We start from the raw sequence: 17,634 nt of genomic DNA, 5'->3' as shown, positions 1-17,634 counted from the left end.
TTGTTTATGACTTTTCACTCATCCTAAATTCTATTACAGAACTACTACTCTTTCTGTACCTAATTCAAAAATCCACATTTTACCATATACGCGATTACATTACCAAAGTCAAGATTTACAATCAGTTAGAACGATATAAAAGATCTAACTATCATCTGTGACTTTTTCTTCTCCAGAGTCTGTTTGGTCGTTTAAAAAATAAAACCGTCTATTTTTAGCCGTCAATTATTTGCTTTTTCTCAAAAACTTACATCTGTTTTATATAAACTATCTATACTCTAAATCCGCTAATCTGTTAATCCCGTATTTACATAAAGAATATACAGAAGGCTTCAAAAGGGCTTCAAACATTCATCATGTTGAAACCTTTAATCAGATTACCCCATAAAAAAGACAACAGAATGTAGAAGTAAACACTGTTTTTATCAAATATGGGGCTAAATAATGAAGCAATTTACGCTCAATAAGACATATCTATGTTTTGTATTACTTTAAGTAATAGATAGTCTATATTATTAATTTAATTTACTTCTAAATAAATCAATAACTAGCCATAGTTGTTAGAAATAACTTTTACTGGCATCTGAAAAGAACAAAACTACCCATCAACAACTACTGAAAATATGCTTAAGGTTATTACTTCCCGGAAATGGAAATATTTATATCAACAAGAACAATCACTTAAAACGCTGGAATCAGATATCACCCATGCACAGCAATTTATCCAATTGATACAGGCAGGTGATCTCGCTTCTTCTTATCCGGGAACTGATACGACAGACACAGTTCTAAACAATCCTCTGGCAACCTCGCTGATTACTATGCGTGATCAGATGAAGATTATCGCTAAAAAAGAATCCGAACGCACCTGGACGACTGAAGGACTTGCCAACTTTGCAGAAATCCTCCGTTCTTATCAAACAGATATAGATAAACTATATGACAATATTCTTACAACTCTAGTTAAGTATGTAAAGGCTAACCAGGGGGGACTATTCATTGTTAACACTTCAGACATTAGTCAGACAATACATATAGAACAGGAAGCTGTAAGCCACCTTCACAGCAACAAGTCTCATAAAACCAAAAATAACGCCAATACAACTCTTACGACAACAGAGTCAGTTGAACTGGAAATGGTAGCCTGTTATGCTTATGATAGAAAGAAATATATTCATAAAAAAATAGGTATTGGCGAAGGATTAACTGGTCAGTGTTACCTGGAGGCTGAGACTATCTATCTTACGGATATTCCAGCTGACTACCTGAATATTACTTCCGGGCTAGGTACGGCAAGTCCCAGTTCAGTACTGATTGTTCCCTTAAAACTGGATGAGAAAGTACAAGGAGTTCTGGAACTGGCCTCATTCAATAAATTTGAAACCTATCAGATTGAGTTTATTGAAAAGCTGGGCGAAAGCATTGCTTCTACTATCTCCAATACACGGGCAAGCCTTCAGACTCGCCAGCTGCTGGAAATGTCTCAAAAGCAAGCAATGGAATTAAAGTCTCAGGAGGAAGTAATGCGTCAGAATCTGGAGGAGATGGCCGCTACACAGGAAGAGATCAAACGCAGAGAAACAGATGGACAAAACCTGTTAATAGCCTTCCAGACTATCATGAATACTTTTGCAAGTATTGAGTTTGATATGGAGGGAAATATTCTCGATGCCAATCAGAACTTTCTCAATACTATGGGGTATACATCTGATGAGCTAAAAGGCAAGCATCATAGGATTTTTGTTGACCCTATATACGTTCAAACACCTGACTATATTGAGTTCTGGCGAAATCTACAGGCAGGTAATGTGTTTACAGGAGAAGTACTACGTTATTCAAAGAACAGACAAAAAGTCTGGATGCAGGTTTCTTATGCACCTGTTAAAAACAGAGAAGGTCGATATGCTAAGGTAATCAAGTTAGCCACAGATATCACGGCCCAAAAAGAACTTGAATTTGCGACTCAACAACAATACGAAGAACTGCGGGCACAGGAAGAGGAACTTCGGCAGAGCATGGAAGAGATGGAGGCTACTCAGGAAGAAATAGAAAGACAGAATATAGAGTTGGAAGGTTTACGAACCGCAATCAATAGTACACTGGCAACCATTGAGTTTGATCCTGACGGCCATATACTTACAGCAAACGATAACTTTCTTAAAACTATGGGTTATCCATTAGCTGATATTTTTGGAAAACATCACCGGATTTTTGTAGATCCGATTTATGGGAATAGTGATTCATATAAAGAATTCTGGACCTCGCTACGCCAGGGAAATTCACAGATTGGAGAAGTCAAACGATTCAATAGTAAGGGACAGGAAATATGGTTAAGTGCCAGTTACACACCAGTATTTGATCAGGAGAAACGAGTTATTAAGATTATTAAATTTGCCCAGGATATTACTGCTCAAAAACGTCTTACACTGGATTTTGAAAATCAACTGACTGCAATTAATAGATCCTTTGCCGTTATTGAATTCAACACAAAAGGAGAAATTCTGACCGCTAATGAAAACTTCCTGGAGCTGATGGAATACTCTCTATCAGAAATCCAAGGTATTCATCATCGAGTCTTTGTACTGGAAGGACAAGAGAATACAGAAGAATACCTTCAATTCTGGGAAAAGTTACGCCAGGGAGAATTTGTCAGTGGCGAATTTGTTCGCCAGACTAAAACAGGTAGACAAGTTCGAATCAAAGGAAGCTACAATCCTATATTTGATACAAATGGCCATGTATACAAAATTGTAAAATATGCACAACAATTGAGTATGCTATAAACAAAAATGCCTCTCACTCTAGTGAGAGGCATTTTTGTTTATGTCTTATGGCATATTCTGTGCGTTTGAGCCTGTCGGTTCTGAATGAACAGTATTGGAAAGAGGTTTTTCTCCAATAGGACCTTCCTGATCAGGTCGGTAACCTGGCTCTGTATGTAGCGTTACTGGTTCTTTTGTAACACTTCCTTTTCTGCCTTTAGTAAATCTTCCGGATAACAATGCCCAGAGAATAAATCCGACAAATATGGCAGGGATAATCAGCAATTCAACTCCCATGATCGTATCTAGTTAGATATAACATTAGTTTATACACTCTGCTGAAGCTACTTTTCGATCTTTACACTTACACTCAGCAGATTAGTATAATGGAAAGATAAAAATCCATGCCCTTTGTCAAGCAGTAACTCCAACATTTTGGAATTTGTGCAATAACTCATTCAGATATTCATTCTGTCCAGACTCCGTACTTAAATACCTGATACCATTGTTCCAGTTTCTGTTCATCATAGATACCCAATATGCGCATGATTTCTCTGGCAAATTCAATAGGAGAAATTCCATTGGCTGTAATTATTCGTTGGTCTGTCACTGCCGATTCTTCTGCATAATAGTTTTGTCCCTTATAATTAGGACTTATTGATTCCAGATAAAATTTGGCATTGCTAGTATGTGAGATGGCATTAAGTAAGCCTATATCACCCAAAAACGTGGTTGCGGCACAAATAGCCGCTATAGGTAGATTACTTTTATGAAACTGTAATACCAGTGTTTGTATATCAGTCAGCTTCTTTTGTTCCCAAGCTTCGCCTCCTGGTAAGATAAGCATAGCAGCATTACCGGTTTCTACCTCTTCTACTGTATAATCTGGCAGGATAGTAAGTCCTCCCATAGATCGGATAGGGTCACTTGTCAAGCCAACGGTACGAATCTGATAACGGGAAGACTTTTGAATTTCTGCTGTTGCATAAGAAGGTTCCCAATCAGCAAATCCCTCAAATACAAAAAGATATATTATTCGTTTCATATGATTAGGTTAGTAACAATAGGTAATCAGATATACTAAAAAGTTCACATTCATCTCTGTTATTGTATAAAAAAAGCATCATGTAATACTAACATGATGCTTCAACACTTACAATAAATTATACCTGAAATATTCTGTTGTCCAGAATATTCACACTCGTGCCTGTTACTATGTATTCTTCTGAACTGTTGAACCCGAGGGTTCTGTTTGTGTAGTGTTACTAACAGCCTTATCTCCTAAGGTGCCATCCATAGTTGACGGGAAACCATCTGTATGAAGTGTAATCGGTCCTCTAGTTACACTTCCATTTTTACCTTTGGCATATCCACCAAAAAGTAACGCCCAAATAACAAATCCGACAAAGAATATTACAGGAACTATCCATTCTACTCCCATGATCGTTATAGTTATGTTTGACATTAAGTATCAATACCTGCCAAAGATCAACTTGATACAGCACTATGAATTGACGTTCAGCAAGAATTCATATAAATATACATATAAATAAAGATAAAGATCTATAGTATACATCAAAAATTTATGTCCGAGGTTTAAATCTGTCTATCAAACTCATAAATTTCAAACAACGCTATACCTTATCTATGTTTGATCTGACCAATTACATATTATCCTACAAACATTTTACAGAAATTAATACATACAGATTCTTACAGGATAAAAACTACGATCAAATTACAAAGTTTGAGCGTAAAAATCCAGAAAGATAGTTTACTTTTGTTAAACAGGAATAACAACCAGAATAAGCTCCTTTGTACTAAAAATCCATGTAAATTGTGTGATACTTGCCAAAAGCAATACCCTGCAAAGATAATTATTATCCTATATCCCTATTAAAATACCTAAACCTTAGGTAAATAGTACATTGTATCTCCACCAGTAAAATCACCACATATCAATTAACTAATCTTTCTACTCTTTCAATGAAAATTATTTTAAGTTTCCTGTTATTCATCTCAGTATTTCCTGCATTTTGTCAGGTTAGCTTTGACAAAGGATACATACTAGACGATTCGGGGAAGAAAACCGAATGTCTGATTGAAAATAAAGACTGGGTCAAGAATCCTGAGACATTCCGGTATAAACTCACCGAAAATGGTAGCCCTCAAAGTGCCCATATCTCAAACATTAAAGAATTTGCCATAGAAAATTATGCAAAGTTTGTCAGAGCCTCTGTGCAGCTGGATACCTCAAAAAGTCGTGTATTGAGTAAGTTTAGTAAAAACCATGCACCTGAATGGACCTCAGCTACTCTCTTTCTGAAAGTACTTGCTGAAGGTAAAGCAACGCTTTATTATTATGAAGCCACCGATTTGGTAAAGTTCTTTTTTAGTACTCCTACAGACACTTCTATACGACAATTAGTCTACAAAGAATATACAGTATCCAATTCAACTGTAGGCGAAAATGCATACTTCAGACAACAACTTAATAACGAGGTAAACTGTGGAAATGTATCCAGAACCTATCTGGAACGAATTCGTTATAGCAAATCTGAACTTACAAAGTACTTTATGCGCTATAATGCTTGTATGGGGCAGGAAGTGGTAAAACCCAAAAGCTTTGCCACACGAGATCTTCTTAATTTCAGAGTAACACCAGGAATTAATTACTCATCGCTTTCTGTAGATTCAGATGTAGATAGACTTAAAAATGTCACATTTGACAATCATCTGTTTTTCAGAGCGGGGTTGGAAATTGAGTATATTCTTCCTTTTAACAAAAATAAGTGGAGTGTATTTGCTGAACCTACGTATCAATATTACAAAGCAGATCAGGAATACAATACCAAGTACAAAGCAGCCATAGATTATCAGAGCCTAGAGTTCCCGTTTGGAGTACGATATGCTATATTTCTCAAGACAACTTCTAAAATCTTTGTTAACGCAATGTATGTGCCTGGCTCTGTTATACATTTGTCAAACTCAACAATCATGTATGGATCAACTAGAAACGGATTGTCATTTCCATATAAACTAAAAACAGGAGGGACTGCTGCTTTTGGTGCTGGCTATGCATTGGGTAATCTGAGCATTGAGGCCAGATATTATATGAGGCAGGATTTACTGAATAGCTATATTTATTTTGGCACTTCTTATCAAAGATTGACCATTGTGCTAGGCTATCGTTTTGTAAAACTCAAGAGTACAGTTAAGACAACTCAATAGAAGGCCTCACAAACAGGTGTATTCATACGAGTGCACCTGTTTGTAAATTATTTTATTGTACAAATAATTCAATTGATAGGGTTCTTTAGTACCGTTTTAAACTTGGGCATCTCAAACTTCTTATTATCTACAGGTACTTGTTTAAAATCAGTAACTTCCTGAACTGCCGATGCCATAAATCCCATTTGCTCTATTTTGAGAGGCATACAACCTATTTTGTTCAATATCTGATCCCAATGTCCATAGAGATGTCCTTTATAAAATCTGGCATCCATCTTTAAATACTCTTTGTTGTACCAGACTTTCATCTCTCCCATTTCTGACTTTACAATCATACTTTTACAGACAATTCCCATAACTGTAGCTGTCTCTTTCTGGTCAATACATTCTACAAATGTATCTATGGTTTTTCGACTATCTACGGTCACTGCTGAATCAGACCCAACACGCCAGGAATATAATAAGCCATCTTTGGGATTATATAACTGATACCCACGTTCCTTTCCGGCTTCTATTTCAGAAATGTAGTTTCCTTCTTTGTAATAATACTTCTGCACAATATACCCTTTCTCGCCAAGCTTTTCTCTTAGGCTCTTCTGCCATAAACTATCCGGAATCATTTTAGGATTTGGATTGGGCATCTCTACTTTATAAGTAATCCATCCTTCAAAACTTTGTGCATAGGAGGTAATGTAAGCAACACTAAATAGAAACAATAAAAGGTGTTTTGTAAATGGTTTTGGCATGTGTTTTAGAGTTAGCTTATCGAGAATTGTGTTCTATATCTTCTCGTATTTTATACAGATCAGGCTTTTTATAGCTTAAGTTTTTGCTGTTCTTTCTTGCGTTTATAATGAAAGCGAATAGATAAATATCCAAACAACAAAGTAAACCCAATACACATTGGTAGTAAATCCATCCTCATAGTAGTATACTCAGGAGCCATTAAAATTCTATATGTTTCAGAAAGTGTCCCAAACGTTAATAAGCCAAAGAAATATTTTAGAAATGTATACATAATTGGTAATTGTGTTTATCTCCATGCAATAACTGAAGACATTTCTAAATAAACAATGATATATAGCAGCCTGGACACGTTAAAATTCTCTTTTAACTTGCCTTTACTGTATATCCTGGCACAAAAACACTGTTAACCAAACCATACCCTATTGGAGGAAATGCATCTTTTCGGATAGGTTGTTTGCTTCTTACCATCTGCATATCAGGTATGAGCCGCATAAACACACGAATGTCCTCATCATGAATCAGGGAGTCACTTTTTGTCTCCAGCTTTATCAGCAGAAAAGAATGTACATGCTGATCGTCAAGACAATCCTCCAAATTCAGGTCATCACGTAACTTTACCACAAACCAATCTGGGTCTATACTCTCTTTCCCGTTATCAGATACAGACAAAAGACAAATGCGGTCAACAATCTTTCCTTTGTTCAGACTCATGTAGCCATATACCAACTGATTATAATGTGGAGGTTGAATGGTTACAATGTAGTTAACAATATTGACAGGCTGAATAAAGTTGTACTTGAACACACTCAGTAAACTAGCCAGGCCTCTATTTACAGGCACATGATCATAATCAGGTGGTGATATTCGAAATTCAATAGGACGCCAGTAACCTTTTACCAGATCATAATTGCTCAGATGAGTAACGTAGAAAATAATCAGTAGCCCGCTGTACAAACAGGATTGAAGGTAGTTGGTATTAGCGCCCTGTTTGCCATACTGAAATGCATCAACAAAATAATTGAGCACCAGAATTCCAGAAAGCATTACAGCTAAGAAGAAACGAAGTTTCTCATCCCTATGGGCAGTTTTAAAATGAAAGAACTGGCTGTTATTAATGGTATTATTGACCATAATAGTCCATGCCTGAATCTCGAAAATAAAAATTCCGATTACAAGAAGGAGCATATGCTCAAATAAAAGATAGTCATACAACCCATGCAAAAATGACGCAATCAGAAATGACACACCAAAGTAGACTATCTTGGAGGAGCTATGCTGATATCGGGAGATAACCAATCCATATACAGCAAACGAAGACTCCAGCATATGACCCACTACAGACAGCATGGCCCTCCCCTGAATGATCGTTCCGGTAATATTCTTGAAATAAATCAGGTTTTCAATAAAGGCAAAACCCAATGCAGACAAACAAGCATACAGAATATAGTCGTAAGGTTCATCTATCTCTTTTGTAAACTTCAGAATGATGAAGAAGGGTATCAACTTTACAAATTCTTCGATTACACCAATATCCAGAAAGGAAAATACGAACAGATCATACCAGAAATGGCCTGTGTAGGTAATAGGGTAGTAAAGGTCTATTCCATCTGTAATCACAGCTACCAGTAAAGAACAGATCATACCCAACAACAATGTCCCAATCTGATAACGTAGTTTTTCTTTATGAAAAACATCCATCCTGTGAATGTAAATGAACCAGGTTACCATTATCAGCAGTGCTGACACAAAACCAACCCAGTTCATGTTATGCCAGATTACAGAAGCAATGTTCTTGTAGTATTCTCCTATTTCACCATCACGCAACAAATTCCGTTGCTGAACTTCATCAAGGTGTATAATGGTATCTGCTTTCAGATCTACTGTCATATCTGGAAACCAATAGTTAACAGCAACAGGTGAAAGCACCAGGATAAAGAAGACCCAAAGTAAGGAACGGGTAGAACCGGTTTTAAAGAACAAATGCTTGTTTCGGCTTTTCCAGTAATTATATCCCAGAATGGAAGCACAGGAAAAAACAATCCAGAACAGATAGGTATATATGCGAAGCATAGTAACATTTTAGGTATGGCTATTGATGAGAATAAACCATCAACAGTAACCTAAAATGTTGCTATACGTAATGTTTTGGATGATTTTATAAGGGGATTTTATAATCAACCTACTTGTGACAGTAGATAAAGTTATTCATTCTATGTAACTTCCTATCTCCAGTTCACCCAAAGTAGACTTGATTTGGTTATAAAACAGTGCATACTTTTCAGGTTCTTCACCAAGTTCAAGCAATGACTCCATATCATTTCCACTACTGGTAATTATGCAATTGATATTTTGGACTTTAGTGCTCAAAAGGTTTTCGTCTTCATCCTCTTCATCTTGTCTATATAGAGTAAAAGAAATAGGATCACTTACATAAATAATAAATAGCGGAAAATCTTTACGGTCTGTACTACTAAACACCTCCAGCCCGGCAAACACTCCATTTGTTTTGGAAAGATGTACTTTAAAGGCATAATTTTGTCCCGGATTTAAGCTGGCAATCGATGTTGTATCAAGAATAGAAAGACTACTACCGGATACTAATTTACTCTGTGGAGTCTCATCCTGAAAATCCCAGAAACTGATATCTCGTATATTCTTCTGTTGGCCTGTAATTAAAGTGATCTGACTCTCAATCAACTTATTTTCCTGGAGACGGGATACTAAGGTATCGATGTCTGTCAAAGTAATAATGGTATTACTCTTGGGGGCAATCTGAAGATAATGAAATGCACTCATAGGGATATAGAGAAAACAATAATATGTTGTTTTATAAACAATACTTTATGAGACAATATATCGTTTCTACCTCTGATGAGCTAGTAGGTTTACCATTATTCAACAATCAACTGGATAAATACATGTACTATATCTGGATATTTGCTGTATTATTTTGTTGAATAGGGCAACCTTAAAGTTATCTGCTATGCTATTTCTTTTTCTTCGCTTGAGCCAATGCATCCTTTACTCTGAACTTCACAATATCTGTAATCAACTTCAGAGGCATAGGCTTATCCAACGGGAATTGGACTGATCCCTTAGCGCCTTTGTAGCCGGAAAGTTGTTCTTTGAATGCTTCAATACCTACAGGAGCAGGATAAAAACCAATATGATTTTTGAAGGCAGCAAAATGAACCAGATTTCCATTCAGAACAAAGGTAGGCATGGCATATTTGATAGCCTCCTGCGCTTCCGGGGCTGCTGCTTTGATAGTTGCCCGAATCTGGTTCAGAATCTGTTGAATATTGTCAGGGAATCCGGCAATATATTCATCGATAGTGGTAGCATTAGTTGTAACCATAGGATTTGTTATTAGAGGAAAAAATATAATCAACAAATCAAAATACACAAATCCGGAATGGTGAACAAGTAGTTACACCTAAAAGTATCTCTTATATGATAAAGAAAAAGAGCCAGATATATTCTGGCTCTCTTACTACTTACTTATAACGTTCTGGTGATAATAATGTTGTATCAACACTTGTTTTTTCACCTGCTACGATTTCTTTTACCAGCTGTCCTGTTACAGGAGCCAGACTTAATCCCATCATAGCATGTCCACTAGCGACAACGGCATTGGCAAACTTCTGAATACGGCCAATGTATGGTAGTCCATCAGGTGAGCAAGGTCGTAAACCAGACCATATCTGTTTCTTGTCTGGAATATCAAACTGGTAGTCAGGCAAATATTTTGGCAATGACTTGATAATCCCCCCAAATCGGCGCAAGTCAATATCCTGGTTGATGCCTCCAATCTCCATTGTTCCCCCTACACGCAACTGATTATCCATAGGAGTAATAGCAACCCGTGCTTCTGTAAGAATGGAAGGAGTATGCAACTTTTTAGCAGGCAACGGGATAGTGATGCTATAGCCTTTCCCTGCCTGAATCGGCATTCGGAAGCCAAGCTGCTGTACAATCTCCTGTGACCAGGAACCGCCGGCAATAATCACTTCATCTGCCTTTATATTGCCTTTATTGGTAACTACTTCCGTAATACGATCTTTCTGTGAAACAAACCCTGACACAATCGTATTGGCCTGCAAACGTACTCCTTTCTTTGTCAGATATGCTTTCAGGCCTTTCATTAACTGATTCGGATGGAGATGCGCATCACCCGGATAAAATATTCCTCCCAGGACATCAGGTTTTACTTCAGGCTCCAGTTCATCTACTTCTTTCTTCGTAAGTACCTTAGCTTCCATACCTAATCCATGTGCGGTTTCAGCCACATGTGCTTCCTCTTCCAGCATATGGTCTGTTTTACACAACATCAGCAACCCTTTGGATTCAAAAGCAAAAGCAAACTCATTTTGTTTCGCCATTTCAGCATACAGGTTCCGGCTTATAGTATTCAAGTCCCGTAATACAGGCATCGAACGTTTTACATGAGAATCGTTTGCCATCTTATAAAACTTTAGTCCCCATTGGATCAGATCCAGATTCAGACGTGGTTTTACATAAAACGGACTTTCGGAATTAAACATCCACTTGATGCCTTGTGCTACCATACCAGGTGCCGCCAATGGAATAAAGTGGCTAGGCACAATCATACCTGCATTGCCAAAGGAACATCCATCCCCCAGATCTCCTTTGTCCAGTACAGTTACCTGATGACCTGCCTGACTCAGATAGTAGGCAGAACATAAACCTATTACTCCACCCCCTACGATTACTATTTCTTTTTGAGTTGCCATTGCAAACTATTATCTTTTATACTCAGAAAATTGCAGTTGTGATTATTTTACCAGGAATCCGTATGCATACGGATCGTCTTCGGGATCAATAGTAATGGTATTGTGACCATAGATTTTAGCCCAGCCTTCAATACCAGGGATCATTGCCTTGTGTCCTCCCAGTGTTACTTCATCTTCTACAGTTCCAATAAACTGGCTTCCAATGATGCTTTCATGCACAAAACGATCACCTTTTTTAAGCTTACCTTTCGCATGCCATTGTGCCATACGTGCAGAAGTCCCTGTACCACAAGGTGACCGATCAATAGCCTTGTCACCATAAAATACGGCATTGCGGGCAGTAGCCTCCGGACTAATCGTAGCTCCTGTCCACAGCAGGTGGCTCAGGCCTTTGATGGTTGGGTTTTCCGGATGCACAAAAGTATGAGCAGCATTGATGCGCTCACGAACTACAGGGCTCCAGCGAATCAGGTCTGCTGCTGTATACTGTTCCAGACCTTTGAAGTTGGGTTGTACATCTACAATTGCATAGAAATTGCCACCATACGCTACATCTACAGTAATCAATCCTAAATCCGGACATTCTACCTGTATGTTTTCAGCAGCCAGATAGGATGGTACATTAACTAGTTTTACAGATTTTACTTTTTTACCTTCCTGGGTATAAGTCACTTTTACCAGTCCGGCAGGTGTCTCCAGTCTTAACTGTCCAGGTACTTTCGGAATCACCAGGCCTTCTTCTATCATAATAGTTACTGTACCAATGGTGCCATGTCCACACATAGGCAGACATCCGCTGGTTTCGATAAATAGTACACCAATATCATTTTCCGGATCATGAGGTGGATACAATATGCTACCTGACATCATATCATGACCTCTTGGTTCGAACATCAACCCTTTGCGTATCCAGTCAAATTCCTGTAGAAAATGCTGGCGCTTTTCACTCATATTATTGCCTTTCAGTAAAGGACCACCGCCAGCTACCAACCGAACGGGATTGCCACAGGTATGGGCATCTATGCAGAAGAATGTTTTACTTGCCAATGGGATAGAATTTATTGTTACTATACAAACAAAATACTAGTTCAGCTAAAGCTTATAACCACCCTACATTTACAAAAAACAGATCAGTAGCGACCTTGATGTTTTCCTGTGTAAGTGATTCTGTAAGTTTCATCTCTTTCCAGGTTTTAGTTGGATAGATAAAGGCAGGAGCTTTGTCTTTCAGGGCAATCTTTACAGGCATATTGAATGCCTTGACATCAGCCTTCCAGCGATACATCAGCTTCCCTCCTTTTACCTGTAGTTCCAGCACAGGAATGTCTTTATAGTTCAGGTATTGTTCAAACAAGGGTGTCAGGTCTTTGCCAGACTTTTTAGTAAAGAAGGCGACGGTTTGTTTATTGTCAATAATCTGATGCTTAAACGTATTGTAATAATCCTTAATCAATGCCCACCATTTGGTATCGTCATTTATGATATTACGCAGCGTGTGCAGAAATAAAGCACCTTTGAAATACATGTCCTTGGAACCAGGAGTATTGACACCATAAGGCCCCAGAATGGGTTTATCATTGGCTACTTTACCACGATACCCATTGATATATTTCAGTGCATTGTCATATCCAAACAAACACTCTACATATACGGCTTCTGCATAGGTTGTAAAACCTTCGTGCAGCCACATGTCGGCAATATCTTTGGAGGTAATGCTGTTGCCGAACCACTCATGGCCGCTTTCGTGAATAATGATAAAGTCAAACCACATGCTTACACCTACACCTGTCCAATCACGGCGACGGTAGCCGTTTTCGTAGTAGTTTCCATATCCAACAGCACTTTGATGCTCCATACCCGAGTGGGTAGTTTCTATTATTTTATATCCATCCCGCTTAAAAGGATATTCACCAAAATATTTTTCAAAGCAACCCAGCATAGGTTTTACCTGTGCAAACTGTTTCTTTGCTTTTTCCAGATTGTAAGGCAGCACATAATAATCCAGTGGCATTGTGCCATACTTATCATCAAAATGAACATAGTTCCCAATGTTCAGTGCTACACAATAATTATTGATAGGATAGCTGACAAACCAGTCATACCGTGTGTAGCCATCACCCAACTCTTTTTTGCCCCGATACTGTCCGTTGGAAACATCCATCAGGTTACTGGGAACGGCAATACTAATCAGCATACTATCGGGCTTTTCAGTCTGATGGTCTTTGTTAGGCCACCATACACTGGCTCCCATTTCCTGACAGGTAGTATTGATCCAGGGTTTTCCCTGTTCATCGTGCGCCCAGGTAAATCCTCCCGACCAAGGCGGACGTGCCGCAACAACAGGAACTCCCGAATAGAAGAAATCGATTGATTGTACGGACTTAGCAGGCAGTTTTTGAGGAAAGTCGATAAATACTGCGTTGCCATCACGATTGTATTTCAGTTCTTTGCCTCCGTAAACAATCTTGTCTACGTTCAGGTTGGAAAACAGATCTACCTGCATTCTATTGAAAGCAGTGACTACTTTGAACTGAATCGTGTTTTTCCCGGCAATGGATTTAGCAGCTGTATCAACTTTTATATCCAGATGATAATAGGTTACATCATAACAACTGCGTTCGGGTGTCAGGGTGCCCCGAAGTGTGTCTGCATGTGTAAACGGTTTGTTAGTTTCCTGAGCGAATAGAGAATAACTAATAAGTAGTGTGCTGATGAAGAAAATGAATTTTGTCACAGGTGATTGGGATTTGTATACGATTAAAAGACTCTGACAAATTTATAAAATATGGGAAACCCAAGCCCTAAACTATTATCTTGTTCCGTATCTTTTTTGTTTTAGAATTATTATCACAATTGTAAGCTCAAGGTATTGATTTGAAAATCCGTTCAACTTAGTCAACTTAAGCAATTTCATCTCTTTCCTTATCTTCTTTTACTCTCCGGAAAAGAACACACTATCTTCCCTGTCCTCGTCTCCCCTTTTTTGTCCTCCTGTAAGGATCTCGTGACAAGACCGGCGGCCTTTCCGACTGGAGAATATTCTTTCACTCAAACAACAAACACAGCTCTATTTGTCACGAGATTCTTTCAGAAGGACAGATAAGGAAATCTTTCAGGAGAACAAAAGAGGAAATAATCCTTTCGGAAGGCCTGAAAAAAGATCGAAAGAAGAGCTTGATCCTTTTGGGAGACAAAAAGAGAACTACCTGTTTCTGGAAAACTGAGTCAGCAGAAACAGGTAGTTTCAAATTATTTATTCAGCTACCAGGCTAGTCTTTTGGAATGCTGGTAATACAGGGCGGGTAGCCAGAGCGTCTTCAATGATTTTGACAACCTTTGCTCTTTCTGCACCTGCCAGCGGTAAACGAGGTTCGCGTACGTATTCTGTTCCGATGCCTGTATATACTTCAGCCAGTTTGATATTCTGGATGAATTTGGTAGAAACGTCCAGGTGCAACAATGGGAAGAACCAGCGGTAGATAGCACGGGCTTCTTCTACACGTCCTGTTTTTGCCAGTTCATAGATAGCTACGGTTTCAGCTGGGAATGCATCTACCAGACCTGCTACCCAACCATGTGCTCCCATCAGCAAGCTTTCCAGAGCAAGGTCATCCACACCACTCATAATCTTGTAGCGATCACCAAACTTATTGATGATATCTGTCATGTAACGAACATCTCCTGTTGACTCCTTCATGGCTTCAAACTTAGGTTCAGAAGCCAGCTCTTCAAACATTTCCAGCGAGATAAAGGTCTTATACGCAAGCGGGTTGTTGTACAACATGATTGGCAGGCTTGTATGAGCAGCTACTTTTTTCAGGAAATGCACAGTTTCGCGATCATCCGAAGGGTAACGCATGGGAGGTAGTAACATAAATCCGTCAGCGCCATTTTTCTCTGACTCCTGCACAAACCGGATAGCTTCACGGGTAATGCTTTCTGCTACACAGATTACGACAGGCACTCTTCCTGCTACTACCTTTACTGTATTTTTTAGCAATGTTTGTTTTTCATCAAATGAAAGAGTACTGTTTTCACCCAATGAACCACAAATAATAATTCCATGTACACCGGCACTCAATTGTGCTTCGATGTTTTTATTGAAAGTGTCAAGATCCAGTGATTCATCTGCATGAAAGTTTGTGGTAACAGCTGGGTAAACACCAATCCAATCAGGTCTCATAAATAATAAAGATTAAGGTTTAAAGATTCAGCAGATCTATCTGCCAGGAAATGTAGTATGAGTTGGAATATAATTTTGATTAATCAAACCGCCAGGATGTCTGGAAGTTTTTAGTTAAAGGTTGCTTTGTTAATATGGCTCGTACCAGCTCAACCGGTAAAGTATTTTCTTTCAGAATGGCATCGTGAAACTCCTTATCAGTCATCTTGCCAGAGTCCACCAGTTCTTTGTGCAATGCCCGGAATTGTAATCCACCAATCATATAGGCAAGCTGATAAAGTGGTCCATAGCCTCCTGTAAACGAACGACGCACTTCTCCTTCCGCATTAGCTCTCTCATGCCCTACACGATCAACCAGAAAATCAATGCATTGCTGAGGAGTCATTTTTTCCAGATGATAGCTAAGTGAGAAAATGATACGGGCACAACGGTGCATTCTCCAGAACAGCATCCCTACCCTATCTTCTGCATTGCGGGGAAACTTCTTATCCCACAGTAACATTTCCCAATACAATGACCAACCTTCTATCCAAAATGGAGTGTAGAACATAGAACGATACGGACGATACCGGTCATTCATAAAGCCTTGCAAATGGTGTCCCGGAATCAGTTCGTGTTGCACTGTAGCTCTGGAGAAATGCGGATTATTGCCCCGCATACTCATCAGTTTGGCCTCGTGGGTCATGGTATTGGTGGGATAAGAGATCAGAATGTCTTCTCCTCCCAAAAAGAACGGACTTACCAACTGACGTTGTGGAGACATCATACGCATATGCCAGGTTTCCTTAGCCAGTTCAGGAACCGTAACTAATTGGTTTTTCTCTACAAAGTCGATTGCCTCTACTGCCAGTGCATAAATCAATTCAGGTTGTTTTCCTGGCTCTACATAGGTATTCTTTACTTTCTCCAGTGCTTTTTTCCAGTCATCACCAAATCCCATCTCGCGGGATGCTTTCTTCATTTCGGTTTCACACCAGGCAAACTCCCGATTGGCTATCGTTACCAGCTCGTCAGGTGTATAAGGAATCATTTCAAAACGTAGCTGTTCTATCAGCTTCTCTCTGCCTATAGGATTGCCGATAATTCCACTTCCATCATCCTTAGCCTGATTATCTGCTGATAACCGCTTGGATAAAAAGCCGACATAGTTGCTGAGTACTGAATCTGCATCAGTGAATGGTTTACTTACCCACCAGGTAAACAAAGGGTCATATCCTTCATAAAAATGATAGGACTCCTGAAAACGTCTCTGCAGATTTTCGGCCAGCGAAGAGGCCATTCGATTCAGACGAGAGGTCAGCTTGGCAGACTTCTCAATTTCTTTCTGGGTATTCTGAATATCTGTTTTCAGGCTGTTGATCAAACTAGCCGTTTCTTTGGGATTCAAAACTTCTCCTTTATGACGAGATTTTTCGAAGGTCAGTATTTTATCCCTGAAAGCAAATACAGGCTGCAGTGTCACCAGGTCTTTTTCCAGTGTTTTCAGGTCATCAAGTTCCTGCTTCAGGTCACGTTTAAAGATAATATAATCTACTTTTCCACTCTGACTAAGTTTATCAAAGTCCAGTGCTTCTAATTTTTGTAAAGTTTGTTGATGGAATTGTTGTAAGCGGGATACCCGTTCCGGTGAACAGGTAATGGTATAGGTTCGGTTCAGACTACCCAGATCTTCTCTATAAACAGTGATTAAAGCCTCTACTTCTGCCGAAGAGTTTGTTCCCTGTGCCCTTACCTGTGGACTAATCAGGAAGCATAGTAAAATAAGAAAACTACTAATTCTGAGTAAAAACAGTTGCATCTGGATAGGTTGTGTGTTAAACAGTTGATAATGAAAAGAACAGAGACAATAGTATTATAGAAATATGCGGCTCCTATATTCCATAGCAATCATAAACAAAACTAGACAAAAAAAGTAAGGTATACTTTTTCAATTTTAGCATATCCTTCACCTATATTA

General features: G+C 38.7%; 14 protein-coding genes. 2 read left to right on the top strand and 12 right to left on the bottom strand.

The features are described 5' to 3' along the window. Window positions 1–623 precede the first annotated feature (623 nt). The gene (locus QNI15_RS30275; RefSeq protein ID WP_314035437.1) at window positions 624–2,783 is read left to right on the top strand and encodes a PAS domain-containing protein; all 2,160 of its coding nucleotides are present in this window, start codon (window positions 624–626) and stop codon (window positions 2,781–2,783) included. A gap of 45 nt (window positions 2,784–2,828) precedes the next feature. On the opposite strand, the gene QNI15_RS30270 is transcribed toward QNI15_RS30275, so the two are convergent. The 3 genes from QNI15_RS30270 to QNI15_RS30260 form a co-directional block, all read right to left on the bottom strand. Further along, window positions 2,829–3,059, bottom strand: coding sequence for a hypothetical protein (locus QNI15_RS30270; RefSeq protein WP_313988727.1), 231 nt, complete (start codon window positions 3,057–3,059; stop codon window positions 2,829–2,831). Window positions 3,060–3,228: 169 nt separating this feature from the next. Then, a complete protein-coding gene (locus tag QNI15_RS30265) occupies window positions 3,229–3,807 on the bottom strand; it encodes a type 1 glutamine amidotransferase family protein (protein ID WP_314002136.1) in 579 nt (192 codons plus the stop codon). A 168-nt stretch (window positions 3,808–3,975) separates the two neighbouring features. After that, a complete protein-coding gene (locus tag QNI15_RS30260) occupies window positions 3,976–4,227 on the bottom strand; it encodes a hypothetical protein (protein WP_313988723.1) in 252 nt (83 codons plus the stop codon). 521 nt (window positions 4,228–4,748) lie between these two features. On the opposite strand from QNI15_RS30260, the gene QNI15_RS30255 reads away from it, so the two are divergent. Beyond that, window positions 4,749–5,993: a hypothetical protein gene (locus QNI15_RS30255; RefSeq protein WP_314002132.1), complete on the top strand. Its 1,245-nt coding sequence runs from the start codon at window positions 4,749–4,751 to the stop codon at window positions 5,991–5,993. A gap of 68 nt (window positions 5,994–6,061) precedes the next feature. On the opposite strand, the gene QNI15_RS30250 is transcribed toward QNI15_RS30255, so the two are convergent. From QNI15_RS30250 to QNI15_RS30210, 9 genes are all read right to left on the bottom strand, one after another. Then, the gene (locus QNI15_RS30250) at window positions 6,062–6,739 is read right to left on the bottom strand and encodes a hypothetical protein (protein WP_314002129.1); all 678 of its coding nucleotides are present in this window, start codon (window positions 6,737–6,739) and stop codon (window positions 6,062–6,064) included. Window positions 6,740–7,103: 364 nt separating this feature from the next. Next, complete coding sequence (locus QNI15_RS30245; RefSeq protein ID WP_314035435.1) at window positions 7,104–8,810, bottom strand: PrsW family intramembrane metalloprotease; 1,707 nt, start codon at window positions 8,808–8,810, stop codon at window positions 7,104–7,106. Window positions 8,811–8,945: 135 nt separating this feature from the next. Further along, the gene (locus tag QNI15_RS30240; RefSeq protein WP_314002123.1) at window positions 8,946–9,536 is read right to left on the bottom strand and encodes a hypothetical protein; all 591 of its coding nucleotides are present in this window, start codon (window positions 9,534–9,536) and stop codon (window positions 8,946–8,948) included. A gap of 190 nt (window positions 9,537–9,726) precedes the next feature. Next, a complete protein-coding gene (locus QNI15_RS30235) occupies window positions 9,727–10,098 on the bottom strand; it encodes an iron chaperone (protein ID WP_314002121.1) in 372 nt (123 codons plus the stop codon). A 139-nt stretch (window positions 10,099–10,237) separates the two neighbouring features. Then, entirely contained in the window at window positions 10,238–11,494 is a 1,257-nt protein-coding gene (locus QNI15_RS30230) for an NAD(P)/FAD-dependent oxidoreductase (protein WP_314035434.1), read from the bottom strand. A gap of 42 nt (window positions 11,495–11,536) precedes the next feature. After that, window positions 11,537–12,541: a 4-hydroxyproline epimerase gene (locus tag QNI15_RS30225; RefSeq protein ID WP_314002117.1), complete on the bottom strand. Its 1,005-nt coding sequence runs from the start codon at window positions 12,539–12,541 to the stop codon at window positions 11,537–11,539. Between the two features lie 52 nt (window positions 12,542–12,593). Continuing rightward, on the bottom strand, window positions 12,594–14,228 hold the full coding sequence (locus QNI15_RS30220) for a M1 family metallopeptidase (RefSeq protein WP_314035432.1): 1,635 nt from the start codon (window positions 14,226–14,228) through the stop codon (window positions 12,594–12,596). Window positions 14,229–14,747: 519 nt separating this feature from the next. Continuing rightward, complete coding sequence (locus QNI15_RS30215; RefSeq protein ID WP_314002113.1) at window positions 14,748–15,677, bottom strand: dihydrodipicolinate synthase family protein; 930 nt, start codon at window positions 15,675–15,677, stop codon at window positions 14,748–14,750. 79 nt (window positions 15,678–15,756) lie between these two features. Beyond that, the gene (locus QNI15_RS30210; RefSeq protein WP_314002111.1) at window positions 15,757–17,475 is read right to left on the bottom strand and encodes a DUF885 family protein; all 1,719 of its coding nucleotides are present in this window, start codon (window positions 17,473–17,475) and stop codon (window positions 15,757–15,759) included. Window positions 17,476–17,634 lie beyond the last annotated feature (159 nt).

It is taken from the genome of Xanthocytophaga flava (assembly GCF_030068545.1).
Classification (GTDB): Bacteria; Bacteroidota; Bacteroidia; order Cytophagales; family 172606-1; genus Xanthocytophaga; species Xanthocytophaga flava.
This window is presented reverse-complemented; position numbering and strand designations above follow the sequence as displayed.

Coding starts and splice junctions, on each gene's coding strand:
- QNI15_RS30275 (WP_314035437.1), top strand. CDS start 624: ATGCTTAAGGTTATTACTTCCCGGAAATGGAAATATTTATATCAACAA.
- QNI15_RS30270 (WP_313988727.1), bottom strand. CDS start 3,059: ATGGGAGTTGAATTGCTGATTATCCCTGCCATATTTGTCGGATTTATT.
- QNI15_RS30265 (WP_314002136.1), bottom strand. CDS start 3,807: ATGAAACGAATAATATATCTTTTTGTATTTGAGGGATTTGCTGATTGG.
- QNI15_RS30260 (WP_313988723.1), bottom strand. CDS start 4,227: ATGTCAAACATAACTATAACGATCATGGGAGTAGAATGGATAGTTCCT.
- QNI15_RS30255 (WP_314002132.1), top strand. CDS start 4,749: ATGAAAATTATTTTAAGTTTCCTGTTATTCATCTCAGTATTTCCTGCA.
- QNI15_RS30250 (WP_314002129.1), bottom strand. CDS start 6,739: ATGCCAAAACCATTTACAAAACACCTTTTATTGTTTCTATTTAGTGTT.
- QNI15_RS30245 (WP_314035435.1), bottom strand. CDS start 8,810: ATGCTTCGCATATATACCTATCTGTTCTGGATTGTTTTTTCCTGTGCT.
- QNI15_RS30240 (WP_314002123.1), bottom strand. CDS start 9,536: ATGAGTGCATTTCATTATCTTCAGATTGCCCCCAAGAGTAATACCATT.
- QNI15_RS30235 (WP_314002121.1), bottom strand. CDS start 10,098: ATGGTTACAACTAATGCTACCACTATCGATGAATATATTGCCGGATTC.
- QNI15_RS30230 (WP_314035434.1), bottom strand. CDS start 11,494: ATGGCAACTCAAAAAGAAATAGTAATCGTAGGGGGTGGAGTAATAGGT.
- QNI15_RS30215 (WP_314002113.1), bottom strand. CDS start 15,677: ATGAGACCTGATTGGATTGGTGTTTACCCAGCTGTTACCACAAACTTT.
- QNI15_RS30210 (WP_314002111.1), bottom strand. CDS start 17,475: ATGCAACTGTTTTTACTCAGAATTAGTAGTTTTCTTATTTTACTATGC.